This window comes from Brevundimonas sp. (genome assembly GCF_036963785.1).
In the GTDB taxonomy this organism is placed as follows: domain Bacteria; phylum Pseudomonadota; class Alphaproteobacteria; order Caulobacterales; family Caulobacteraceae; genus Brevundimonas.
In genome coordinates, this window is sequence record NZ_JBALUS010000002.1 from 263,564 (window position 1) to 285,129 (window position 21,566).

The 21,566-nt window shown below is 66.1% G+C and carries 26 protein-coding genes; 9 read left to right on the top strand and 17 right to left on the bottom strand.

Annotated features, from left to right (window positions below):
• Positions 1-3 precede the first annotated feature (3 nt).
• The 3 genes from V7672_RS04890 to V7672_RS04900 form a co-directional block, all read right to left on the bottom strand.
• Positions 4-2,955, bottom strand: coding sequence for a TonB-dependent receptor (locus V7672_RS04890; protein ID WP_249750664.1), 2,952 nt, complete (start codon positions 2,953-2,955; stop codon positions 4-6).
• Between the two features lie 91 nt (positions 2,956-3,046).
• Positions 3,047-4,030, bottom strand: coding sequence for a FecR family protein (locus V7672_RS04895; RefSeq protein WP_244878354.1), 984 nt, complete (start codon positions 4,028-4,030; stop codon positions 3,047-3,049).
• Between the two features lie 10 nt (positions 4,031-4,040).
• Entirely contained in the window at positions 4,041-4,529 is a 489-nt protein-coding gene (locus V7672_RS04900; RefSeq protein WP_066625047.1) for an RNA polymerase sigma factor, read from the bottom strand.
• A 476-nt stretch (positions 4,530-5,005) separates the two neighbouring features.
• On the opposite strand from V7672_RS04900, the gene V7672_RS04905 reads away from it, so the two are divergent.
• On the top strand, positions 5,006-5,248 hold the full coding sequence (locus tag V7672_RS04905; protein WP_084375300.1) for a helix-turn-helix domain-containing protein: 243 nt from the start codon (positions 5,006-5,008) through the stop codon (positions 5,246-5,248).
• Positions 5,249-5,442: 194 nt separating this feature from the next.
• Positions 5,443-5,742, top strand: a complete 300-nt coding sequence (locus V7672_RS04910) for a DUF7662 domain-containing protein (protein WP_017505555.1) — start codon at positions 5,443-5,445, stop codon at positions 5,740-5,742.
• Between the two features lie 67 nt (positions 5,743-5,809).
• On the opposite strand, the gene V7672_RS04915 is transcribed toward V7672_RS04910, so the two are convergent.
• From V7672_RS04915 to V7672_RS04945, 7 genes are all read right to left on the bottom strand, one after another.
• Positions 5,810-6,037, bottom strand: coding sequence for a hypothetical protein (locus tag V7672_RS04915; protein ID WP_017505554.1), 228 nt, complete (start codon positions 6,035-6,037; stop codon positions 5,810-5,812).
• 10 nt (positions 6,038-6,047) lie between these two features.
• Positions 6,048-6,431, bottom strand: coding sequence for a copper resistance CopC family protein (locus tag V7672_RS04920; protein ID WP_017505553.1), 384 nt, complete (start codon positions 6,429-6,431; stop codon positions 6,048-6,050).
• A gap of 17 nt (positions 6,432-6,448) precedes the next feature.
• Complete coding sequence (locus tag V7672_RS04925) at positions 6,449-7,645, bottom strand: copper resistance protein B (RefSeq protein ID WP_066624985.1); 1,197 nt, start codon at positions 7,643-7,645, stop codon at positions 6,449-6,451.
• Positions 7,642-9,453, bottom strand: coding sequence for a copper resistance system multicopper oxidase (locus V7672_RS04930; protein ID WP_409514909.1), 1,812 nt, complete (start codon positions 9,451-9,453; stop codon positions 7,642-7,644). The genes V7672_RS04925 and V7672_RS04930 overlap by 4 nt, the downstream gene beginning before the upstream one ends.
• Before the next feature lie 126 nt (positions 9,454-9,579).
• A complete protein-coding gene (locus V7672_RS04935) occupies positions 9,580-10,143 on the bottom strand; it encodes an RNA polymerase sigma factor (RefSeq protein ID WP_017505550.1) in 564 nt (187 codons plus the stop codon).
• Positions 10,144-10,152: 9 nt separating this feature from the next.
• On the bottom strand, positions 10,153-10,593 hold the full coding sequence (locus V7672_RS04940; protein ID WP_017505549.1) for a Spy/CpxP family protein refolding chaperone: 441 nt from the start codon (positions 10,591-10,593) through the stop codon (positions 10,153-10,155).
• Positions 10,590-10,871: a hypothetical protein gene (locus V7672_RS04945; protein ID WP_017505548.1), complete on the bottom strand. Its 282-nt coding sequence runs from the start codon at positions 10,869-10,871 to the stop codon at positions 10,590-10,592. Before V7672_RS04945 ends, V7672_RS04940 begins: the two co-directional genes overlap by 4 nt.
• A 129-nt stretch (positions 10,872-11,000) precedes the next feature.
• Between V7672_RS04945 and V7672_RS04950 the strand changes: the two genes are divergently transcribed.
• The 3 genes from V7672_RS04950 to V7672_RS04960 are packed head-to-tail and all read left to right on the top strand — an operon-like array spanning position 11,001 to position 13,157.
• Complete coding sequence (locus V7672_RS04950; RefSeq protein WP_335623507.1) at positions 11,001-12,152, top strand: acyltransferase family protein; 1,152 nt, start codon at positions 11,001-11,003, stop codon at positions 12,150-12,152.
• Entirely contained in the window at positions 12,149-12,625 is a 477-nt protein-coding gene (locus tag V7672_RS04955; RefSeq protein ID WP_066629153.1) for a DUF411 domain-containing protein, read from the top strand. The genes V7672_RS04950 and V7672_RS04955 overlap by 4 nt, the downstream gene beginning before the upstream one ends.
• A gap of 40 nt (positions 12,626-12,665) precedes the next feature.
• The gene (locus V7672_RS04960; RefSeq protein WP_017505545.1) at positions 12,666-13,157 is read left to right on the top strand and encodes a YybH family protein; all 492 of its coding nucleotides are present in this window, start codon (positions 12,666-12,668) and stop codon (positions 13,155-13,157) included.
• 175 nt (positions 13,158-13,332) lie between these two features.
• On the opposite strand, the gene copD is transcribed toward V7672_RS04960, so the two are convergent.
• The 5 genes from copD to V7672_RS04985 all read right to left on the bottom strand — a co-directional run bounded on the left by copD (position 13,333) and on the right by V7672_RS04985 (position 16,361).
• Entirely contained in the window at positions 13,333-14,247 is a 915-nt protein-coding gene (gene copD / locus V7672_RS04965) for a copper homeostasis membrane protein CopD (RefSeq protein WP_066629157.1), read from the bottom strand.
• A 4-nt stretch (positions 14,248-14,251) separates the two neighbouring features.
• Positions 14,252-14,614 carry a copper homeostasis periplasmic binding protein CopC gene (copC, locus tag V7672_RS04970; protein ID WP_017505543.1) on the bottom strand — a complete coding sequence of 121 codons (363 nt, stop codon included), beginning with the start codon at positions 14,612-14,614 and terminating at the stop codon, positions 14,252-14,254.
• A gap of 200 nt (positions 14,615-14,814) precedes the next feature.
• Positions 14,815-15,261, bottom strand: coding sequence for a DUF305 domain-containing protein (locus tag V7672_RS04975; protein WP_066629159.1), 447 nt, complete (start codon positions 15,259-15,261; stop codon positions 14,815-14,817).
• A 96-nt stretch (positions 15,262-15,357) separates the two neighbouring features.
• Positions 15,358-15,801: a DUF305 domain-containing protein gene (locus V7672_RS04980; RefSeq protein ID WP_082382688.1), complete on the bottom strand. Its 444-nt coding sequence runs from the start codon at positions 15,799-15,801 to the stop codon at positions 15,358-15,360.
• A gap of 146 nt (positions 15,802-15,947) precedes the next feature.
• Positions 15,948-16,361: a MerR family transcriptional regulator gene (locus V7672_RS04985; protein ID WP_054765702.1), complete on the bottom strand. Its 414-nt coding sequence runs from the start codon at positions 16,359-16,361 to the stop codon at positions 15,948-15,950.
• 68 nt (positions 16,362-16,429) lie between these two features.
• Between V7672_RS04985 and V7672_RS04990 the strand changes: the two genes are divergently transcribed.
• Positions 16,430-17,194 carry a glutaredoxin family protein gene (locus V7672_RS04990; RefSeq protein WP_055808283.1) on the top strand — a complete coding sequence of 255 codons (765 nt, stop codon included), beginning with the start codon at positions 16,430-16,432 and terminating at the stop codon, positions 17,192-17,194.
• A 243-nt stretch (positions 17,195-17,437) separates the two neighbouring features.
• The gene (locus V7672_RS04995) at positions 17,438-17,761 is read left to right on the top strand and encodes a hypothetical protein (RefSeq protein WP_003170295.1); all 324 of its coding nucleotides are present in this window, start codon (positions 17,438-17,440) and stop codon (positions 17,759-17,761) included.
• A gap of 94 nt (positions 17,762-17,855) precedes the next feature.
• Here the strand turns inward: V7672_RS04995 and V7672_RS05000 are convergent, their stop codons facing one another.
• Positions 17,856-19,184 (bottom strand): hypothetical protein, encoded by a 1,329-nt coding sequence (locus V7672_RS05000; protein ID WP_155800760.1) that lies wholly within the window; start codon positions 19,182-19,184, stop codon positions 17,856-17,858.
• 99 nt (positions 19,185-19,283) lie between these two features.
• On the bottom strand, positions 19,284-20,060 hold the full coding sequence (locus V7672_RS05005; RefSeq protein WP_156314196.1) for an NACHT domain-containing protein: 777 nt from the start codon (positions 20,058-20,060) through the stop codon (positions 19,284-19,286).
• A 185-nt stretch (positions 20,061-20,245) separates the two neighbouring features.
• Here V7672_RS05005 and V7672_RS05010 point away from each other — a divergent pair, with 185 nt between their 5' ends.
• Both V7672_RS05010 and V7672_RS05015 read left to right on the top strand, forming a co-directional pair.
• On the top strand, positions 20,246-20,881 hold the full coding sequence (locus tag V7672_RS05010; RefSeq protein ID WP_003170292.1) for a hypothetical protein: 636 nt from the start codon (positions 20,246-20,248) through the stop codon (positions 20,879-20,881).
• 293 nt (positions 20,882-21,174) lie between these two features.
• A complete protein-coding gene (locus tag V7672_RS05015) occupies positions 21,175-21,558 on the top strand; it encodes a hypothetical protein (protein ID WP_054765707.1) in 384 nt (127 codons plus the stop codon).
• Positions 21,559-21,566 lie beyond the last annotated feature (8 nt).

Sequence of the window (21,566 nt, forward strand, 5' to 3'; positions counted from 1 at the left end):
CGCTCACCAGCGCTTGACGAGCTGAAGGGAGATCTGCCGGCCCAGCACATTGGTGTTGGCGGCGTCGTAACCGATCCCCGCCGGCGCATCGTAGAAGGGCGGCTCCTCATTGGTCAGGTTGAGCACATTGAGGGTGAGCGAAAGGCCTTCGCCCCATCCGCTCCCGAAGTCGTAGCGGACCTGGCCGTCCAGGGTGATCCAGTCATCGATCCCGCGTCCGTTGACCCGATCGCGTCCTCCGCTGACGTGGTTGAGGGCGCTGCCGAGGGTGAGCGGGCCCCGCTGCCACTGGGCGCCGAAGCGGCCCCGCCACCGGGCGGGAAAGTTCGGGGCGCCGAGCAGGTCCTCGGTGGGCGACGCAGCCGTGACCGTCCGGTCGTTGGTCAGCAGATGGGTCACGCTCGCGTCGAGCGAGATGTCATCCGACCCCAGGGTGAAGCGATAGCGGGTCGAAAGGTCGAGCCCCTCGACCTCCACGGCCGAAGCATTGACGTAGCGGCTATCGATGACGGCGCCGTAGGCGGTCGCCGGGAAGACGTTCGGATTGAAGTTGCCCGGGTGGCCGAGCAGGGACTGGACATAGGCCCGGTCGTCCGCGTTTGAGCCGGGGCTCACATAGCGGATGAAAGGGGCCAGGGTCGGATCATTGAGCGCATTGATCAGGTTCTCCGCGACCGGGGTCGCGATCCGGTCCTCGAAGGTCGTCCGGAACCAGCCGCCCTCGATCCGGAGACCTTCGGCGGCGGCGGGCGTCCAGACGAAGCCCGCCGTCCAGGACTCCGCGGTCTCCGGGATGAGATTCGGGTTGCCCCCGTACTGGACGATGCTGATCACATTGGCGCCGGCGCGGTCCAGGAACACCGGGCCGAGCCGGTAGGCGCTGTTCAACTCCCTCAGCGAAGGGGCGCGGAACGAGGTGCCGTAGCTGGCGCGCAGGAGCAGGTCGGGGGTCGGGTTGTAGAGGACGCCGACCTTGGGATTGCTGGTCTGGCCGATCCCCTCATGGTCCTCGACACGACCGGCAAGGGACAGCTCCAACCGTTCGAGGCCGGGCCGGGCGTTGTCGGGCCCCACGAGCGGCGCGCGCAGTTCGACGAAGGCGGCCGAGACGTCGCGCTCGAACGCCGTCGGGGCGGCGATGCGCAGCGCTGCGCCGGAGATGAAATTCTCGCCGGAGGTTTCGAAACGCTCCTGGCGATAGTCGACACCGACGGCCATGCGCAGGTCCCCGCCTGGCAGGGCGAAGAGGACGCCGTCGGCCTTGAGGTTGAAGGAGCCGACCGTGCTGATGTTCTCGGACCGAAGGTAGCCGGACCCGATGAAGGCCAACAGGGCCGGGCTATGGGCGGCGGGATCGCCATAGGGATTGAAGTAGCCGTCGACGGCCGGGTTGAAGGTGGTTCCCGGATTGTTCGGCGTAGAGCCGAGGGCTTCGTCGAGCCGGGTCGTCTGGACCCGGTTCGAGGCCATAAGCCCGGTAGTCTCCCGACCTCCGCTCAGATAGGCCGCGAGGTTCCATCCGGCGAGTTCACCCGTGACCCCGACGGCGCCGCCGACGCTGCGGGAGAAGCCTTCGTCACGGCCCGGCCCCAGGTCGTTGATGAAGGAATAGGCGATCTCCTGATAGGGCTCGCCCGCCACCGGCACGAAGAAGGGATTGTCCGGCGTCACGAACAGGATGCCGATGTCGGCCACCGACTCCTGGATGTAGGTCCGGTCGGTGTAGCGAAGGTCGCCGTCCAGACTGAAACCACCCGGAAGGTCCTGCCGGCCCGCCACGAAAAGGCTGTGCCGGCGCTGGTGCGGCAGGCTCCACAGGCCCTCCATCTGATTGGTCAGATTGACTTCGCCCGGGCGAAAGTCTCCAGGCGGGAGGCCCACGCCGTTCTGATTGCGTGGGATGGCGTAGACCGGTTCATAGGATCCGCTGACCGGATCGAACGCCATGAGGTTGCCCGGGGCCGCGTAGGTGAAGCGCCAGTCCGAGCCGCCCAGCGGGCGCAGGTCCGCATTCGCGGTTGCGCGACGGTCGGCGGCGCGCAACTCGCCGCGGTCGTGGAATTCGTAAGCGGCGAGGAGGCCGCCGTTGGACCAGTTGAAACCGCCGCTGTGAGACAGGAGAGTCTCCTCGGCCCCGCCGTCGCTGGTGCCGCCAACACGTAGCCGGGTTTCGGCTCCGTCGAACCGTGACTTCAGGATGATGTTGACCACACCGCCGACCGCGTCTGCGCCGTAGAGGGCCGACGCGCCGTCGAGCAGCACATCCGCTCGGGCGATGGCGCTGCTGGGAAGATTGGAGATGTCCGAGAAGTCGCCGGCGCTGCCCGTGCCCGCGATCCGCCGGCCGTTGACCAGGACGAGGGTTGCATCCGCGCCCAGACCCCGCAGGTTCACCCCGGTCGCATAAGCCGAGTTTCGGCTCGTGCGGTCTGCGCCTGTCCCGGCAGACCCCTCATAGGCCGCCCCGGTGAAGTTCTGCGGCAAGGCGGCGAGGGTCTCGGCGACCGTCGCGCGGCCTTGCCGGGCGATGTCGTCCTGGGTGATGACGGTGACCGGCGACGGACTGTCCGCGCCCCGCAGATAGGTCCCCGTGACCACGATTTCTTCAAGCTGGGTGGCCTGCGGTTCGGCCTCGGCGCGGGCTGAGGGATCAACGAGCACGAAGACCGTCGGGCGGCTCTGGCGATAGGCCAGGCCCGTCCCGCGCAGGAGCTCCGCGAGCGCGGCCTCAGGAGTGTATTCGCCGGTGAGGGCGCGAGCCTGTCGGCCGGTTACCAGCGCGCTGGGATAGAGGATCTGCAGGCCGCTCTGCTGGGCGAACACCGGCAGGCTACGCTCAAGCGGCCCGGCGCCGATGCTGAACGTCCGGACGGCCTCGGTCGATTGCGCGATGACCGGCGTCGCGACACCCAGCATGAGCGCAGCGAGCGCGGTTGAAGTGAACCTGTGACCCATGATCTCCCCCTCTTTTCTACCCGCGGCTTTGCGGGGCGGGGAGGAGACGTTGGGTCGCGGGGCGTCCCCTAAGTCCGGACGCAGATTATTTTCATGCCGGCCCCGAAAGGATCAGATGGCCGTCGGCCGCCGTGGCGGCTTCAAGGTGATAGAGGTCGCGCAGGGCGGCGACGAAGCCGTCGATGTCCCCGGCGTTGAAAACGCCGCTGACCCGGATCGACGAGATGCGTTCGTCGCGAAGCTCGATCGGTTTGGAGGTGTAGCGGTTCACCTCCGTCACGGCCGCAGCGATCGGCGTGTTCTCAAAGGTCAGCCGGCCGACTGTCCAACTGGTTTCGGCCGGGACATTGACCGCGACGACCCGGGGCGTTGGACCCGAGGTGGTGACCTGCTGGCCGGGCTCCAGGGTCCATTGGGCCGTCCTCGAGGACGGCTTGTGAACGTCGACGCGCCCTTCGACCAGGACGACACGCGCCCCGGAGCCGGATCGCCGAACGTCAAAGCGCGTGCCGACGGCGGTGACCTCCGTGTCGCCCGCCTGGACGAAGAAAGGCCGCGCGGCGTCGCCCTCGACCTCAAACATGGCGCGTCCTGCTGCGAGCGTGACCACGCGACGGGCGTCGGTGAAGCGAACGGTGACCCGCGAGTCCGTGTCGAGGACGATGCGGGAACCGTCTTCCAGCCGCACGGTGCGTTGCTCGCCGATGGCCGTGGCGTAGGCGTCCGGCCGCTGCAGGGACCACCAGGTCAGGCTCCCGGCTCCGATCACAAGCGCCATGGCGCCCGCGACGCCGAGCGGGATCAGACGGCCGGCGTCCCGCATCCGACGGCGCGGGCGCGCCTTTTCGACCCGACTCAAGGCCTCGTCGGCGAGCCCCGCCATCCCGGGGCTTTGCGCCAGCGTCCCTGCCGCGTCCCACATGGCTTCGAGACGGCTGAAAGCGCGCGCGTTCTCCGGGTCTCGCCGCCACGCGCTGAACGCCTTCACGTCGGCGGTCGTGACCTTGCGCTGGTTCAACTTGCTGAACCAGTCGGCGGCTTCCTTGCGCCTGATGTCGGCTTCAGCCTCGATCATCATCCGTTGCCTACAGGTCCAGCCGAGACGCGCAGTACTGAAGCGCCCTGGACATTCGCCATTCCACCGTTTTCACGCTGATCTCGAGCGACACGGAGATCTCGGGATAAGTCATACCGCCAAAGCGGTTCAAGACGAAGACGTCGCGGTAGAGTTGCGGCATGGACCGGATAACCTGTTCGAGAAGGACTTGGTCGAACTGCGGCGCGGCCTCGGCCTCGGCAGGTCTTTGAAGCGCCTGGCTCTGGCGGCGTCGGCCCTCTCTTCGGCTTTCATCGCGGACCAGATTGAGGGCGATCTGCAGCAGGAACGCTTTTGGATGGCGGATGTCCGACACGGCGTAAGGCGCCGCCCTGAGGTAGGTCTCCTGGACGACATCCGCCGCAGCGTCGGCGCCGATGTGAGGGCGCAACCGGCGATCCAGCCAGACGGCGTATCGCCGGTAGAGACGGTTGATCCCGTCCTGCGCCTCCACCCCCAGCTGCTTCGTATCGGTCACCACGGATCTCCGACCTCTCGACGAGAGGGGCGGGAATCCCGGCGTGGCCGCGCGATTCCGGGCAGGCGCGCCGACGCGCGCGCTCAGATGGCGGCAACCGGCCGACGCACAGAGCGGCAGCCGTCGATGATTTGATATCGCACAGGGGATTCCAGGCCCCTATCGGCGCGAACGCCGACATCGAAGCATGAATCAAACGGAATCCCGACGCAAGCGGGAGGGGTCGGGCGTTGGAATCCTCTGCGATCGAGGCCCGTTACTTCAGCGCGCAGCGCCGCCTCCGTCAGCGACGAACCCCGGCTCCGGCTGTGCGCCTATCTCGCGGCGCCCGACGGCTCCGCTGTAGGCGCGACCCTTCTACGGTTCAACCGGCGCCGTCGGACCGCAAGAAACCTGCGGGCGGCCCGCAATTGATCGACGTTGCCCGGGTCCGAACCCGCCGTGTACGGAGAAAGTCGGACAACCCGTGGTGTAATATGGAAGCTGTCTCCGAAGATCCGGACCGTGGATCGCCCGCGGTCAGCCTGAGCCCGCGCGAACAGGAATGCCTGCAATGGGTCTGTCGCGGGAAGAGCTCCTCCGACATCGGAACCATATTGTCGCTGTCGCCCCGCACCGTGGACAGCTATCTTGAGAAGGTCTGTTCCAAACTCCGGGTCCGGACCCGGATCGAAGCGGTCGCCTCGGCGGTCCGGCGCGGTCTGATCGACCCGGGATGAGGGAAGGGGGCGGGCCAGGAACTTCTGTGATGAAGCCCGGCGTTTCGCCGCCGATCGCCGCCGACGTTTGCACGTCCCCTGGCTCTCGATCGGCGCCTATCGTTCCCGGAACCCGCCGCCGGTAAGTCTAGATCGGGCAGCGCAAGCGCGCCAGCCGGGCTTGACCCCCGGCAGCAGCGGAGCAAGACACCCAGATGGCTAAATACACGCCGCTCGCAGCCTTTCTCAGACGTCAGAAGGGCGCCGAGGTGGACCTGTCGTTTCGGGACATCGAGCGGATCGTCGGCGGCATCTTGCCCAAGGCGGCCTCGCTGGAGGACTGGTGGCGCGCGAATCCGGCGAGGGAGCAAATGCCCCAGCACCTCGCCTTCGCCGACGCGGGCTTCGTCGCCGAACCGCGGACGCGGGCCGAAACCGTCCGTTTCATCCGGGTTGCGGGAGTGGGCGTCACAGGGAGCGCGGCGCGGCTCAGCGCGGCGAAGACCGAGAGTTGACGCCTGTCTGCTCCGGACAGACCTCCGATCCGTCGGAGCGCCTGCCGGAGTGGTTCAGATCGGGCGGTCAGTTATGGTCGGCGTGACCCTGGGGAGCCGGAGCATCTGAGGGCGCCGGCGCGGGCGGCGCGGGTTCGGCGGGCGGCGGAGCGTCGGACTTCATCTTGTCGCAGCAGCTCATGGCGGCGTCAGCGGCCATATCCTTGCAGCATTCGCAGCCTTCGGCGGCCAGGGCCGCTCCAGCGCTCAGGGCCAGAATCGCGCCGGCGGCGGCCAGCAGGTTGGAAACTCGCATCGTCGTTCTCCTAGTGAACCATGAAGCTGACAGAGCCGGACATCTTGTGGCCGTCCGGACCTTCAGCGGTCCAGGCGGCGGTGTAGGTTCCCGGGGCAAGCCGGGGAAGGGCCACGCTGACGGTCGCGGCGGCCGGTGCGGCGGGGGCATTCACGACCACCGGGGCCTGCCCCTCGGCGCTCAGGGTCACCGTCTTCAGGACCATCGCATGGGGGAAGGTGACGCTGAAGCGTTCTGGCGATCCGTGGGTCATGGCCCCGTTCGCCGGAACCGTGGTGACGGCCGATTGAGGCTCGGCGGCCTGCGTCTGCATATTGTGCCCGGCGTGCGGATCCTGGGCGGCGGCGGCGCCGGCGAAGGCCAGGGCGGCCGTGAGGGTGAGAATGCGGATCATGGGGTGGTCTCCTTAGGTCAGAACCAGGCCTTGAGGCCGACGACGAAGCGGGTGTCATCAGCCCCACCGCCTCGGGCTTCGATGTAGTCGGCGGTGTTTCCGAGCGCCCGGCTCCACTCAACGCCGACATAGGGGGCGAACTCCTTGCGGAACTCGTAGCGCAGGCGCAGGCCCGCCTCGATGGACGACAAGCCCGAGCCGATCTCCAACTCCGGAATGTCGCTGGCTGAGGCGTCGATTTCGAGGCGGGGCTGGAGGATCAGGCGCTGGGTGATGCGCTGGTCGTATTCGGCCTCGACGCGGGCGGTCAGGTCGCCCTCGGTGGAGAGGAAGGCGGCCGCGTCGATCTCCCACCAATAGGGCGCCAGGCCCTGGAGGCCGAGGACCAGGTGCGTCGTATCCTCGCCGTCGGGCCGGAAATCCTGACGCACGCCGGCCTGCACATCCCAGAACGGCGCTATCGCGCGGCTGTAAAGCGCTTGGAGTTCGGCCTCTTCCAACTTGCCGCCAAAGTCGCCTTCGCCCTCGGACTTCCACCAGAAGCGATTGATGTCGCCGCCGCTCCAGCCCTGGACGTCCCAGAGATACGACTCCTCAGCACCGCCGAAGCCGGCTTCGAGACGATCGATGATGACGGCGGTGGTGCGGACCTCGCCGTTCTCGCGAACCAGAATCTGACGGGCGGCCGCCATCGCTTCGGCGCCAAAGACCAGATCGGCGGCGTGCGTGGGGCCGCTCAGGGCGGCGGCTGGGAGCGGGTCCTCCGGAGGACGGCCGGGATTGTCGGCGCTGGTCGGCACGTCCGGCGGTCCCATACTCATGGTCGACATATCATGCCCGGCACGAGGGTCGACCTGGGTGGAGGGCATGGCGGACATGTCGTGGCCGGCGTGCGGATCGGGCTGCGCCGTCGGCGGCATTGTCGACATGTCGTGACCCGCATGCGGATCAACGACCGGGGGCTCAGCCGGCATCTGATGGCCGGCGTGAGGGTCGGCAGCTGGCGGCGTTTGCGCGGGCGGCATGACATGACCGGCGTGCGGGTCTTGCGCCGGCGGCCGGGTGGACGTCTGAGGCCGAACGGCCGGAGCGGGCGTGGCTCGCGGCGCCGCGGTCGCCGGCATGACATGGCCCGCGTGCGGGTCCTGCGCTTGGGCGGTGACGGCGCTGGCGGCGAGGATCAGCGGAGCGAGGGCGACGGCGAAGCGGTTCATGACGCGGCTCCGTCCATGGGCCGGACCGTCACGACATTGAACATGCCGGCGTGCATGTGCATCAGCATGTGGCAGTGGAAGGCCCAGTCGCCGGGCGCGTCGGCGGTCAGGTCGAAGGTCACCTTGCCCCCGGGCGCGACGTTTACCGTGTGCTTCAGCGGCTGATGCCCCGGGGGACCGCCGGTCACCAGTTCGAAGAAGTGGCCGTGCAGGTGGATGGGGTGGGCCATCATGGTGTCGTTCACCAGGGTCACGCGCACCCGCTCATTCCGCTCGAAACGGATGGGTTCGACCAGTTCACTGAACTTCCGCCCGTCGAAGCCCCACATGAACCGCTCCATATTGCCGGTCAGGTGTATTTCCATGGTCCGCGACGGCGGGCGTTGGTCCTTGTTCGGCTGCAGCGACACCAGGTCGGTGTAGACGAGAACGCGGTGATCGACGTTGGTCAGGCCGATCGGCCGCTCGCCGAGGCGGTTGGCGGGGGCCATGGCTATCGCGTCGACGCCCACGCCGACCGCCATGTCCGGCGGGGCGTTCTCGGGATCTCGCATGTTCATGCCTGACATGGACATTCCGCCCATCTCGCCCGCCGGCGCCGCGCCTTGGGCTGGGGCGCCGTGGTCCATGCCGGCCATCGTGCCGTGGTCCATTCCGGACATGCCGCCCATTGAGCCGTGATCCATTCCGCCCATGCCCATGTCTCGCATGGTCAGGTTCGGGACCTCGCGCAGCGGCGGAACCTCGGCGGTCATGCCCAGGCGCGGCGCAAGGGTGGCGCGGCCCATCCCCGAGCGATCGATCGCCTCCGAGACGATGGTGTAGGCCCGGTCTTCAGTCGGCCGGACGATGACGTCGTAGGTTTCGGCGACCGAGATCTGGAACTCGTCGGTCTCGACCGGGCGGACGTTCTCGCCGTCGGCCTGCACCACGGTCATCGGCAAGCCGGGGATGCGGACGTTGAAGATCGACATGGCCGAGGCGTTGATGATGCGCAGCCGCACGCGCTCGCCGGGGCTGAAAAGGCCGGTCCAGTTCTCCTGCGGCCCGTGGCCGTTGATCAAATAGGTATAGGTCGAGCCGCTGACGTCGAGGATGTCGCGCGGGTCCATCCGCATCTCACCCCACATGCGCCGCTCCTCCAGGCTCATGCGGTCGCTGCCGTTGATCAGACCGGCGAGCGTGGTGCGCTGCCGGTTGAAGTAGCCCGGGCTCTTCTTCAGCTTCTCCAGGATTTCGTGTGGGTGCATAAAGCTCCAGTCCGACAGGACCAGCACATGCTCGCGGTCGTAGGCGACGGGATCGGCGCCTGCCGGGTCGATGACGATCGGACCGTAGTGGCCCATCGCCTCCTGAAGATTCGAGTGGCTGTGGTACCAGAAGGTGCCTGACTGCTTGATCGGGAACTCATAGACGAAGGTTTCCCGCGGCTTGATGCCCGGGAAGCTGATGCCCGGGACGCCGTCCATCTGGAACGGCAGCAATAGGCCGTGCCAATGGATCGAAGTGTCCTCATCCAGCCCGTTGGTCACGGAGAGTCGCACGTTCTGTCCCTCGCGCAGGCGCAGCAAGGGCGCCGGGAGCACTCCGTTGATCGTCACGGCATGGCCGGTCCGTCCCCCGACCGTGAAGGGCGAGTGGCCGACCGTCAGGTCGATGTTGGGCCCGCTCAACGTCGGCAGGGCCGTTCTCAAGCCCGCCGTACCGGTCTGCGCCCAGGCCGGCAGAAGTCCCTGCAGGCCAAGCAGCCCGCCGCCAACGGCGGCGCCCCTGAGAAGCATTCGGCGATCGAAACTTGGCATGGGCATAAGCGTGGGGTTCCTCGGACGCGTGTCGGCTTCTAGTTGACATACGCACGTCGGCGACAACGCCCTTGCGTCAGGTCGCCACACCGCGAAAAGAAACGCCCTTCGCCATCGGGCGGGCCGATGAGATCAAGCACCTCCCGGAACGGCCATGTCCTCGGCAAGTCGCTTGCGGGCGCGGGCGATCCGCGTCTCCACGGCCTTGGTCGTGACGCCCAGGATCGCCGCGATTTCGCCGTGCGAGCGACCTTCGAGCGTAGCGAGCAGGAGAGGGGCCTTGAGGCCGTCAGGCAGGCGGGTCAGCGCGCTGCGCAGCGCCTCGGCGCGACGGCGATCGTCCAGTCGGGCTTCGGGAGATGGCGTTTCCATCCGGACCGCTGACGCTTCGGGGGCGTCGAGGCCCATGACGCCGCGCACCACCCGACGCACCGCACGCCGACGGCTCCAGTCCCTGCATTTGTTCAGGGCGATCGAGCGGAGCCAGACCTCGAAGGGGCGAGCCGGATCGTACCTTCGCAGGGCGAGCCATGCGGCGGTGTAAGTTTCCTGGAGCAGGTCGTGCGCTTCCGCTTCGTCGCCGACATAGCGGCGCACGAACCTGTAGAGATCGCCCTTGGTCGCCGCCATCAAGGCGCCGAACGCGCCGGCGTCGCCGCCAGCCGCGCGGGCTTCAATGCTGTCGCCGTCCTTCACGCGCCGCGCCTAGCCGGCGTCGGCACGCAGGGCGTCCACCACGGCGGCGTCGAAGACCTCGGCCTGCGCGGGGGTGAGCACCGACCGCATCTCGAAGACGTGGGCGATGGTCGCCTTCTGCAGATCGCCCATGGCCACGTGGAAGTGATCCACCGCCGCCTGCACCTGGGGCGTGTTCCCATCGCTTGCAGCGATGGCGGCGGCGAGCTCGCGGTTGGCGGCTCGCACTTCTGCCTCCAGCCCGGGGCGGCGCGCGGCGAAGCGCGCTTCGATCGCGTCCAGACGACCATCCTGTTCAGCGCTCAGGTTCAACTGCTCATGGACGACGCTATGCAGGCTCGGCGGCTGACGCTCGCGCATGACCCAGGTTGCGCTCGCCCAGGTCGCCGCGCCGCTGGCGAGCGCCGCCAGCACGGCTGTCAGGACGATCGATTTCCAGCGCGCTCTCATCCCCGGGCATCCAGTGGACCGAGCGGCGACAGGCCCGCCGAGACGGTGAAGATGCGCAACTCAGAGGGCTCAGGCCGCGGCGACGCCACGAGGAGCAATCCACCGTTGGCCACGCCGAGCACGAGCGCCAGCCCTACGGCGGCGACCCGAACCTGGCCCATTGACGCCGCCTCCCGGCGCACGGCGATCCGTGTCCAGACAGCGTCTTCCAGGCCGTCCAGCCGCCCCGCATCGTCTGGCCCTTCCGCCGCAATCAGTCGTTCGATCTCATCAGTCATTGCGCACCTGCATCACGCCCCCTTTGCCATACGCGCCAAACCGTCCGGCCCCTTACGAGGGGACGAGATGTCCGCCGCGTAGATACCAGAGAACGACCGGGAGGACCCGCTCGTGTCGGGGGAGGCGATGTGAGCGAGGGGACAGATCCGGCCGCGGGTCCGTTTCCGGATCGGCTCGATCCGCTGACGGGGGTGAGGTTCTTCCTCGCGCTCGGCGTGGTGCTGTTTCACTACCAGCTGCAATGGACGCTGCCCGAAGGTGCGGCCGGACTGTTAAACCGGGCCCGTCTCGGGGTCGATATCTTCTTCATCCTGTCTGGGTTCATCCTCACCCACGTTTACCTGCAGGGTGATCAGCCAGTGAACTACAGGCGGTTCATCGCGGCGCGGTTCGCGCGCATATACCCGGCGCATTTGTTCATCCTGTTGGCGATGCTGTTGCTGGTGCTCGCCGCGCCGGTGTTGGGCATCGGCCTGGAGCCCGGGCGGTTCAATCCTGCGGATTTTCTGGCCACCCTCTTTTTGGTTCAGGCCTGGTTGCCGCGAGACGGGATGGTCCTGTGGAACGGGCCCGCCTGGTCGCTGTCAGCCGAATGGTTCGTCTATCTCGCTTTTCCAGCCTATGCTGCGGTCGCCCTGCGGTTTCGACACAGGCCATGGATGCTCGTAGCCGCGGCGACGAGCCTGTTCATCCTGCTGGATGCGATCTACCGGCATTGGTTCGGCTCGGTTCTGCCCCGGGCGGAAGACAATATGGGCGTCTTGCGCATCATTCCGGAGTTCCTGCTCGGGATTGGCCTCTACTATCTCGGAGCGCGCTGGGCGCCGTCCCCGCGCGTCGCGATCGTCGGCGCCGTCGGAGCCACCGCGCTCCTCTTGCTCGCTATGCAGATCGGGGCCGATGATCGCCTTATCGTCGCCGCGTCGGGACCCTTCGTTCTCGCCTTGGCGCTGCTCGCCAAGGCGGGTGTCAGAACCTTCCTGTCGCACCCGGTCGCAATCTTCGCCGGTGAGGCCTCGTTCGCCCTCTACCTCGTCCATATTCCGATCCTGATGGTCTGGCGCAATGCCGCCCAGGCCATCGGGGGTTGGCCGGGCGACTATCGAATGGGGCTTCTGGAACTGGCGGCGATGTTGGCGGTGACCCTCGCCGCGGCGGCCGCCATCTATGGTCTGGTCGAGCGACCGAGCCGCCAGTGGCTGAGGCGGCGCACCTTCGGTCGGATGCCGGATGCCGACGCCAGACGCACCGTTCACAGCGATCAGGGAGAGCCCTTTTGACGACCGCCTACCTCCACCGAAGGCTTTTCTTAGGCGCCGCCGTCAGCGTCGCCCTGACCGGAACAGCCTGCGCCCAGACCCAGGCGTCGAGAACCCTCACGGTCTTCAAGACGCCAACCTGTGCGTGCTGCGACGCCTGGATCTCGCACATGCGGGAGGCTGGCTTCAACACGACCATCACCGTTCTGCCGAGCCTCCAATCCGTCCGCAGCAGCCGGGGGCTTCCGGACAGCCTGGCCTCCTGCCACACCGGGTTGATTGATGGCTATGTCGTAGAGGGCCATGTTCCGGCACGGGACGTCATACGGTTGCTTGCCGAGCGGCCGGCAGCGCTCGGTCTCGCGGTTCCGGCCATGCCCCTCGGTTCGCCCGGCATGGAGACGCCGCAGGGACACAAGGACCCTTACGACACGCTGCTGGTGCTTCGCTCCGGCGCGACGCAGGTGTTCGCCCGTCACAACCCGCCCACCTGACCTGACCTTGTCTCACCTGATTCATAAGCCGGAGCCCATCATGTCCCCCAAACCTCTCGTTCTCGCCCTCTCTCTCGCCGTCCTGTCGGTGACGCCCGCTGTCGCGCAGGACCATTCTCACGGCCATGCCCAGACCGCGGGGTCGATCAGCGCGGAAGCGACGGAGGCGGCCACGACCGTCGATGCCTTCCATGCCGCGCTCAAGGCCGGTGACACATCTGCCGCCCTGTTGCTTCTGGCCCCCGACGTCATGATCTTTGAAGAGGGCGGAGCGGAGCGCTCGCGCGACGAATACGCCTCTCACCATCTTGCGTCGGACGCCGCCTTCGCGGCCGCGTCGGACAATGTCGTAAGCCGCAGATCGGGCTGGGCGGACGGCGATGTGGCGTGGATCACGAGCGAAGGCCGCACCACCGGTCAGTTCAACGGACGCGCCGTGGACCGTCTGACAACGGAAACCATGGTGCTAAAGCGCCACGCCGACGGCTGGCGCATCCATCACATTCACTGGTCGTCGCGCGCTCCGCGGTAATCCGCCTCTCCGGTTTGAACGCCTCAGTGCGAAAGCGCGCGGCGTTCAGACCGTATTTGTCCGCTTAAGCCGGGATCCGGGAAGCCCGATGGGAGGACGTGACAACATCTCGACCTCGGAGAATGGCGCCACGACCGCAGCGGTGCTCCACGCCGCGGGCCACTAGATCGTCGGATCACGTCGCGACCGGCGGAGGGAGGGTGCCCATAAGCGCGACGACGGCGAGGACGACGAGCCCGAGGGCCGTCTCCGTGACGATACTGCGCCGCAGCCGTCGAACCGCCGAGATTGACTGTCCTGTGTGCTCCAGTTCCAGACGCAGGGCGGGTGTCAGGCGGAAACGGTTGTCCGCCGCCAGGCCCAGCATCAGCACGAAGAGCGCCAGCTTGGCGATCAGAAGCTGTCCATAGAGGCTTTCGCCAAGGTTCACGAAACGCTCCGATCCGACGAGGAACCAGCTGTTCGCGAGACCCGTGGCCACAAGAAGGGCTACGGCGAGCGTGCCCAGGCCCGAGAACCCATGCAAGGCACGGTAGAGGGCCCCATCGTCGACCCCGGGGCGGCGAAGCAGCAGGATCGTCAGCGCTACAAGCGCACCAAGCCAAAGGGCCGCCCCGACGGAATGGACCATGTCGGAGGCGAGGTGGACCAGGCCCTCGGGGCCTTCTGTCGCCGCGCCGTGTCCAGTCCAAGCGAAGCTCGCGACCACGAAGAGCCCAAGGCCTAGCGAGATGCTCCAGGCCGTCTTGCCCGGTCTCAAGGCCAGGACCGCGACGACGGCTGCGAGGGCGAGGGCGGCCCGCGCGACCATGGCTTTCCCCAAGGCCGTGCCGGTGATCATGAAAGACAGAGACACAGGCTTGATGGCTTCCGCCAGCGAGCCCGCCATGACCGCTGTCTGTGCGAGTAGCGCCAGGAGCGCGCTCGCGACGACGACCAAACCTGACCCTATCAGGATCGCGCGCGACCAGGTGAGATCCACGCCGTCGCCGCGCCTGAAGGTGTACAGCAGGAACAACGGCGTCCCGAGAAGGACGACGGCTCCGGCGTACTGGAGCCACCGGAGCGCGACGACCGCGATCTCGAGCACGGCGTCAGCGCACCGTGAAGGTGTACGAGCCGGTCATGCGGTGACCGTCGCTCGAGGCGATGCGCCAGTCGACGCGATAGTCGCCAGCAGTCAGCGGTCGCGTCAGAGTCCCGGTCAGGGTCTTGCCGTCTTCAGCGACCGAAGTGCGGACCGCGAGCTTCTCGCCGGCCGAGTTGACCACGTCGAAGCCGGAGAACGCAGGCACAGAGCGCTCGCTGAAGGTCAAGGTCAGCGTGCGGGTCGCACCGACTGTGGCGTTCGGCGCGGGCGTGGCGCTGACAAGACGAGCGTGAGCTGCCGCAGGTCCAGCGGCGAGGACGACCGCAGTCGCCAGGGCGACATAGGGAACGGGGTTGAATGCACGCATACTGTGTCTCCTAACGAGTGGCCGGTCCGGCCTTCGACTAGTCTACGCGTCGCATCGACTTTCCCCTCGCCAACGGCGGCCGACGCTGGCCGACCTCACGCCGTGAAACCGACGACAACACTCGGGGCGGCGAGCGAGGCCACCTCGAACGGGAATGGCGAGTTGGCGGGACCGGCGGACGTGTCCCGCCGGAAGAGCCGTCAAAGCCGATCCTGAATCGCCTGCATCTGTCGGATCTCGCGCTTCTGGGCCTCGACGATCTCTGCGCACAGCGCGACCAGTTCCGGGTCGCTCAGCTTGGCCTTGCCGCACATCAGGATCGCGCCGGAGTGGTGGGGGATCATTCCTCGAATGAGTTCCTTGTCGCCGATCGCCGCCTGGGTGCGCATGGCGTAGAAGCTGCCCGCGAAGATGATCACCGAGGCCAGCCCAATGGCCAGGTTGAGCCGATTGTTCGGATACATCTCGCGCATCAGAACCAGCATGAGGACAGCCATTGGCGCGACCATCATCAGCGTCATGTAGAGATTGTTCAGATTGAAGTTGAAGTGATCGAGCGTCGCGATCATCGTGAACATCACCAAATACATGATGATGAAGTGGACGATGAGTTCAATCGCGAGGTTGCGATAGCTCTTTTCGTGCATGAGTGACCTCCCGCCGGCGGACAGACGCCGACGATCGACGCCGTTCAAAAGCAAATACGCACGGGCAGACCAGTCCCCGCGCGTATTCGTCCCGCGTCAGGCTCCGGGCTGGACCGAACCCGAAGCGGGGGTTGCCGCGGCGGACCGATGTTGCGCGACCCACTGCTCCAGCGCCGTGATCTCCTGGCGCTGCATCGTAATCGTCTTTTCGGCCATCTCGCGGAGCGCAGCGTCCGGGTTCTCGCGCATCAGAACCTCCGACATGGCGATGGCGCCCCGGTGGTGCTCGATCATCTTCAGGGCGTAGGTCTCCTGCGGGTCTGCGCCGTGCGCCTGCATCATGGCCTGATGCATCTGCTGTTCAGAGGTGGAAAAGGGCGTCTCGGGCCCCGCCATCGGCTGGACCGCCGGAACGCTGTGTTCGGCCGCCGACCCCGAGTCGGCAGTCGCGGTTCTATCGGCCTGTCCCGCAGGATTGCACGCCGTGAGGAGCACGGATAGCGCGGCGGTCGCCAGACCAACGTTCAGTTTGATCGACATCTTCGTTCTCCGAAAGTGATGATCAACGAACAGTTCTGGCTGCGGGACGTTCCGGTCCTCGCGCTTGCGTGGCCACGCAGTCGGGTTTTTCCCAGGCGGGACGGCTGCCGGCCCTCGCACCCCGTTCGCCAAGACAGGGCAAGATTTCAAACCTTTTCACCCTGAAAGGCCGAAATGATCGGACACGGTCCGCTGTCGTTCGCCGCGCAAGCGCTCGCCAGTCGGCGCAACGCCGCTCTCGCCCCCTCAAGATCGGAGATGGTTCGATCCAGCGCCTCCAGCCTCTCCGCGGCCAACGCACGGGCGCGCGTGCGATCCTCGCCAGCGTCGAGCGACAACAGCTCTTTGATCTGCTCGAGGGTGAAGCCCGCCGTCTGTGCGGAGCGAATGAACTTCAGCTGGCGCACGTCCTCCTCGCCATAGCGTCGAACGCCCGCGCCAGCGCCATCACGCGACCATTTGTCAGGCGTCGAAAGCAATCCGCGACGCTGATAAAAGCGGACAGTCTCCACCCCGACGCCGCCGTCTCGCGCCAACCCTGCGATCGTCCGAACGTTCATGCTTGACTCCGTATCTAGGTACGGAACCTAAGAGCTGTAGCTCGGATTTGAAGATCAAGGAGCCTGCAATGACCAAGACCGCTGTCATCTATCGGATGGTGATGCCCGACCACACCTGTCCGTGGGGGCTCAAGGCCCGGCATCTTCTCAAGAGCCGGGGCTACAAGGTCGAGGACCACTGGCTCACGACCCGCGAGCAGACCGACGCCTTCAAGGCCGAGCACGGGGTGAAGACAACGCCGCAGGTGTTCATCGACGGCCAGCGTGTCGGCGGCCACGACGATCTGCGCCGCTATCTCGGTCTCAAGGTCCGCGATCCCAAGGCGACCACCTACACGCCGGTCCTCGTCGTCTTCCTGACCACCGCCGTGATGGCGACGATGCTCAGCCTGACGATTTTTGGCACGCCGTTCACCGTGCGGGCAGGGGAGTGGTTTATCGCCCTGTCTATGATGGCCCTCGCCATGCTGAAGCTCCAGAACATCGAGAGCTTCTCATCCATGTTCCTGAACTACGACCTGCTGGCCAAGCGGTGGGTGCCATACGGCAAGGTCTATCCGTTCGCCGAGTTCGGGGCAGGCGCGTTGATGGTCGCGGGCGTCCTGACCTGGTTGTCGGTCCCGGTGGCCCTGTTCATCGGCGGCATTGGCGCGGCCTCGGTCTTCAAGGCTGTCTACATCGACAAGCGCGAACTGAAATGCGCCTGCGTCGGTGGAGACAGCAATGTGCCGCTTGGCTTCCTATCCCTGACCGAGAACCTGATGATGATCGCCATGGCGATCTGGATGCTGGTTATGCACTACGCTCTGCCGGCGTCAGCGATGGCGATGTAGGTTCTGTTCATGCTAGTCTAGCGGAGGCAAGTGAACGCGCAAGAATCGATTGTTAATTCGAGTTTGAGATTGTCAATACGTCTCGAAAGATTGCGCGACCACGCGGTTTTTACATCGGTCTATTTATCTAATGTTTTCAGAACCAAGCCGAACGGTCGGGCGGCGAGCCGGTGTTAAAGTAGGTGGGCCGCGAAAAAACCAACTGATTCATGATTTTATCCAGCTTAGAGCAATCGAGTGGGAATGGTCTATCTGATCGTGCTGGAGGCGGACGGACGCCTCCATCCGCGCTGGCTGTCCGGCCGGTCTTTCGAGGCCGCCCGTCGTGAAGGCCTGCGGTGGATCCGCTGTCGACCTGACGCCGTGCAGGCCTTGTTGTTTGAAGGTTCCCGGTTGCGCGCGGTGCTCGATCAAACCAGCGAAAAAGCCCGTGACGATCATCCGGTGTCTGAGCGCGACCTTTACAAGGCGTCCCGCGCCGGATCCCGCCTTTCGACCATCCAATCGCGGGCGCCGGTCGTCACGGTAAGGCGGGCGGAAAGAATTTCGTCGGGCGGGGGGGGCTAGGGTCAGCGCGTCACCTCGCCCCCGGCAGGAGAAAATGGGTGATGCCCAGTCTTTGCCGCCTATGAGCGGATTGCCGCCCAAATGCGATCCGGCCTCAATCTGACCAGGTGGCGGGGCCGATGCCGGCGATCTTCGACCCATCGCGGCCATAGACGCCGGCGATGTCTTCGATCGATCCGATCTCGACATAGAGACAGCCGTCCGCTGCGGTCTTCAGATATCCCAAAGGGTCCACCGCGAACCGGACCTCCCGTTGGTAGGCATAGGCCATCAGCTTGGACCGGATCGCCTGCAGGCCGTCCCCGGGCGGATAGTAGGGGTCGAAGTAGTCGTTCTGGACGAGACTGTACGTCCCGCCGGGCGCAGCATCAGCCAGGACGGGCGCCGCGCGTTCGAAAAAGGCCCGAACATCGAAGACGACCAGAAAGGCGTCCTCGTCAGGGTCCGCGCTGGCGAAGGCGTCGAGCAATCGCGGGTCGAGATCGGAGCTGAAGGACATCATCCAGTAGGGATGATCGACCAGCGCGCCGGCGTCTTCGGACCGGCGTTGTCGCGCGAAACTCACGTCTCCGATCGCCTCGATCGCGCGACCGTCTTCGGTGGTGATCCGCAGGACCTGTCCGGGTCTCTGGTAGGCCTTGGCCATCTCGTCGTCGGCGCGGGCGGCGTCCAGGCGGGAGTCGTCATAGGAGGCCGCCGGCGCAAAGCGAAGCTGTCCCGCCTGAAGCATCTGCATCAGGTATCGTTTCTGGCTCAGGCGCACGAGCAGTTCCCCGCCGCCGGTGTTGACGCCGCGCAGGGCCGGGGCGAGCACGATGGGCGGGGGGATGACTGGGGCCGGCACGGGCGTCAAACCGCGACGCTCGAACTCCAGGAGCGTCAGGTGACGCGCCCGCCACCACCACCACGGGCTCTTCCATCCGCTGAACGCCGTGTGGCCGGCGGAGACGGGCTGGCCGGTGTCGAGATACTGGATGTTGGTCTCGATCGAATCCAACCGCTTCTGCAGCGCGGCGTCGTCCACATTGACCAACCGACTCACCCCCGACTTCGACAGATCGATCTGATCGGTGAAGGCCCAGACTTCCGGGTCGAAATGGCGGGTGTCGACGCGGCGCAGCGCGAGAAGCTCGTTAAGCAGAGGCGTCCCTGGCAGATGGGCGCCGATATGCAGAAACTCCATATCGGCGGGCGCGATGTCGAAGCCCGCGATCGGACGAACAGGGCTAAGTCCGTATGTCCTTTCCCTCGTCCGGCGTGATGTCCCGGGGTTCGGCTCTGCGAGATTGATATAGCCGCTGGGAGGTCGGTCCGGGCTCAGGCTTTGGGCTATGAGGGTCATGCGCGTTCTGATTCCCGCATTGGTACTTCTCGTCGGCTGCGCGCCGGAGCCGCCTACTGTCGAAGGGCGGGCGTCGGTCATCGATGGCGACACCCTGGAAGTCCACGGCGTCCGCATCCGGCTGTGGGGTGTGGATGCGCCCGAGGGCCGGCAGGTCTGCGACGATGCGCAGGGCAGGGCCTATGCCTGCGGGCGGCTGTCCGCCAATCGGCTGGCGGCCCAGGCGCCAAGGCGCCGATAGCCCTCCTGGTAACGCTTCAGGCCGCGCAGGACATGAACGTGCTCCTCCGTCGAGGTGAAGGCGCTCGGCCGCCCCGATAGGACGACCTTGGCCTTGCCGTGCGTGAGCCGGTTCAAGCTCGCGATCTGGGCCCGAAAGTCGCCCCACGTCATGGCATGCTTCATCTCATCGAACCCGTCGAGGGCCACCAACAACCGGCCCTTGTCGCTGAGTTCCAGGAAGTGATGGACGTTGAAGCCGTCCACCGGGAAGTCGTGGGTGAACTTGCCACCCAACAGGCCTTCTAAACTGGAATATCGCGCGTACTCACCGAGACCGATTAGGATCGGGCGGCGTGCGTAGGGATCGGACAAGGCCCGTTCGGCCTGGTTGGCGACTAGGCGCTTGATGAAGCTGGATTTGCCGGCACCGTAGCCGCCCAAGATCGCGATCGGTTGATAGTCCTCGCCGTCGATCCAGGTCGTGACGGCTTCGAACAGCAGGGTGTCCGTCTCGGACAGGGTGCGGTGATCACTTTCGTATCTGGCCAGGCGCGCGCGGCCGGGAATGTAATAATCGCTCAGGCCATCCTGGTGGAAGAGGCCGGTCAGGGAGCGGACGTAGTCGGTCAGCCCCAGGATCTCGTTCTCAAGTTCCCAAATGGTCTGATGACGCAGGCCTGCCTGCTCATCGACATAGGCCTGGGCGTCCGTAGACAGACCTTGGCGCGTGATCACCAGCAAAGTGGCCGGCGCGGATTTCTGGACGATGCCGCTATAGTCGGCCCAGATGGTGACTAGGTCGGACCGGGTGGCCGATCACAGGCTATCTCGATGCGCTTCGCCCGCCTCCCGGGTGGAAGACCGAACTGGCGCTTCTGGCCGCCTATTCCGCTGATCCGATCTCGATCGTCGCCGCGCTCTTGGCGCTTATCGGGCGAGACGATGAAGACCGTCCGGCGTCCCGTCGCGACCTCGCGGACGCCATTGAAGCGCTACGCGGCAAGACCCGGGTCATTATTCAGCGCGGGCGTCTGGCGAAGATGGCCAGGGTTCCCAGACTGACGGGGGTTCTGGATCAGTTCGTGAGGGACGTGCCCTTCGATGAGCGTCACCAGAGCTGGCATCCCAAGGCGGCCCTTGTTCGGATGCGGTCGGAAAAGGCCTTCGAGTGGCGATTGTGGGTCGGAAGCCGCAATCTCACCGCGCCGGAAAACCGGGACCTTGGTCTGGTTCTCGTCAGCGGCCAGCAAGCCAAGGGCCGCCTCGTGCCAGGGGCGGACGATATCGCGCGGCGCCTGGCCGAGAGGGCCGGTCTGGGCGGTTTGTCGCCAAGCCGCTTGGCGACGGAGGTTTCTGCGCTGAAGTGGCGGGCGCCCGACGGGGTGCGTGTAGATCGCCTCCGGATCAGCCGGGGTCAGAGCGAATGGAGCCTTCCGATCTTGCCCGAAATGGTGGACGCCCTGACCGTTGTCAGCCCGTTTCTCGATGCCGGCTTCCTTCAGCACTTGTTGAAGACGAGATGCCGAACGGGGGAACAGGGAGGCGAAAATCCGTAAATTGCTGGTCGCCGAGAGTTTGAGGCTCAAAAGCTCGACCACATCGGAGGAGCGCCTTTTGGGGGCGCTCGTCGAACGATTTGTCCGATCGCGAGCGGATCCGCAGACACGTGAGGAGGCGCTCCAACGGCGAAACGCGGAGCTTCGCGAACGGGACGGCGTGGATCGGGGGCGCTAGAGGGCGCGCTGTCGTGTCCTCATAAAGGGGGTATCTACAACTGATTTTGGTTGTTAACTGTTGATACAACCAAAATCAGTTGTATGGTCATCGTCAAAGCGTAGGGTCAGGGTCAATGAAGTTTGGCGCCGTCGAGATGATAGGAGGCGCGGTCGTCGTGGCGGCGAGCTTGAGCGCTTGTAGTCGCCAAGCCGATGTCGCGCCGCCGACCCTGGTCCAGTTCACGTGCAGCTTCGAGCCGGCCGCCCCGATGACCATGGTCATCGACACCGGCCTGCGGACCGCCCGGTGGATGAATCTGCCGGCTCCGAGAGAGGGGAGCGCGTCGGTTTCGTCTCATCAGTACCGGATTGAGTTTCCGGCTCTGGAAGACGCGCCCCCAGTCCATGCGCGTGTGAACCGCTACGACGCCACGATCCTGCGGACAATCGGGGACGGCGCGACGGCGGTGCGCCAGACGGGGCGCTGTGTGAAAGACGAGACGGGGCCGCGCCTGTGATCACGCCG

Excerpts from the sequence above, each read along its gene's own strand:
- V7672_RS04890 (WP_249750664.1), bottom strand. The coding sequence starts at position 2,955 with ATGGGTCACAGGTTCACTTCAACCGCGCTCGCTGCGCTCATGCTGGGT.
- V7672_RS04895 (WP_244878354.1), bottom strand. The coding sequence starts at position 4,030 with ATGATCGAGGCTGAAGCCGACATCAGGCGCAAGGAAGCCGCCGACTGG.
- V7672_RS04905 (WP_084375300.1), top strand. The coding sequence starts at position 5,006 with ATGGAAGCTGTCTCCGAAGATCCGGACCGTGGATCGCCCGCGGTCAGC.
- V7672_RS04910 (WP_017505555.1), top strand. The coding sequence starts at position 5,443 with ATGGCTAAATACACGCCGCTCGCAGCCTTTCTCAGACGTCAGAAGGGC.
- V7672_RS04915 (WP_017505554.1), bottom strand. The coding sequence starts at position 6,037 with ATGCGAGTTTCCAACCTGCTGGCCGCCGCCGGCGCGATTCTGGCCCTG.
- V7672_RS04920 (WP_017505553.1), bottom strand. The coding sequence starts at position 6,431 with ATGATCCGCATTCTCACCCTCACGGCCGCCCTGGCCTTCGCCGGCGCC.
- V7672_RS04925 (WP_066624985.1), bottom strand. The coding sequence starts at position 7,645 with ATGAACCGCTTCGCCGTCGCCCTCGCTCCGCTGATCCTCGCCGCCAGC.
- V7672_RS04930 (WP_409514909.1), bottom strand. The coding sequence starts at position 9,453 with ATGCCCATGCCAAGTTTCGATCGCCGAATGCTTCTCAGGGGCGCCGCC.
- V7672_RS04940 (WP_017505549.1), bottom strand. The coding sequence starts at position 10,593 with ATGAGAGCGCGCTGGAAATCGATCGTCCTGACAGCCGTGCTGGCGGCG.
- V7672_RS04945 (WP_017505548.1), bottom strand. The coding sequence starts at position 10,871 with ATGACTGATGAGATCGAACGACTGATTGCGGCGGAAGGGCCAGACGAT.
- V7672_RS04960 (WP_017505545.1), top strand. The coding sequence starts at position 12,666 with ATGTCCCCCAAACCTCTCGTTCTCGCCCTCTCTCTCGCCGTCCTGTCG.
- copC (WP_017505543.1), bottom strand. The coding sequence starts at position 14,614 with ATGCGTGCATTCAACCCCGTTCCCTATGTCGCCCTGGCGACTGCGGTC.
- V7672_RS04975 (WP_066629159.1), bottom strand. The coding sequence starts at position 15,261 with ATGCACGAAAAGAGCTATCGCAACCTCGCGATTGAACTCATCGTCCAC.
- V7672_RS04980 (WP_082382688.1), bottom strand. The coding sequence starts at position 15,801 with ATGTCGATCAAACTGAACGTTGGTCTGGCGACCGCCGCGCTATCCGTG.
- V7672_RS04985 (WP_054765702.1), bottom strand. The coding sequence starts at position 16,361 with ATGAACGTTCGGACGATCGCAGGGTTGGCGCGAGACGGCGGCGTCGGG.
- V7672_RS04990 (WP_055808283.1), top strand. The coding sequence starts at position 16,430 with ATGACCAAGACCGCTGTCATCTATCGGATGGTGATGCCCGACCACACC.
- V7672_RS04995 (WP_003170295.1), top strand. The coding sequence starts at position 17,438 with ATGGTCTATCTGATCGTGCTGGAGGCGGACGGACGCCTCCATCCGCGC.
- V7672_RS05000 (WP_155800760.1), bottom strand. The coding sequence starts at position 19,184 with ATGACCGACGCCCGCCCTTCGACAGTAGGCGGCTCCGGCGCGCAGCCG.
- V7672_RS05015 (WP_054765707.1), top strand. The coding sequence starts at position 21,175 with ATGAAGTTTGGCGCCGTCGAGATGATAGGAGGCGCGGTCGTCGTGGCG.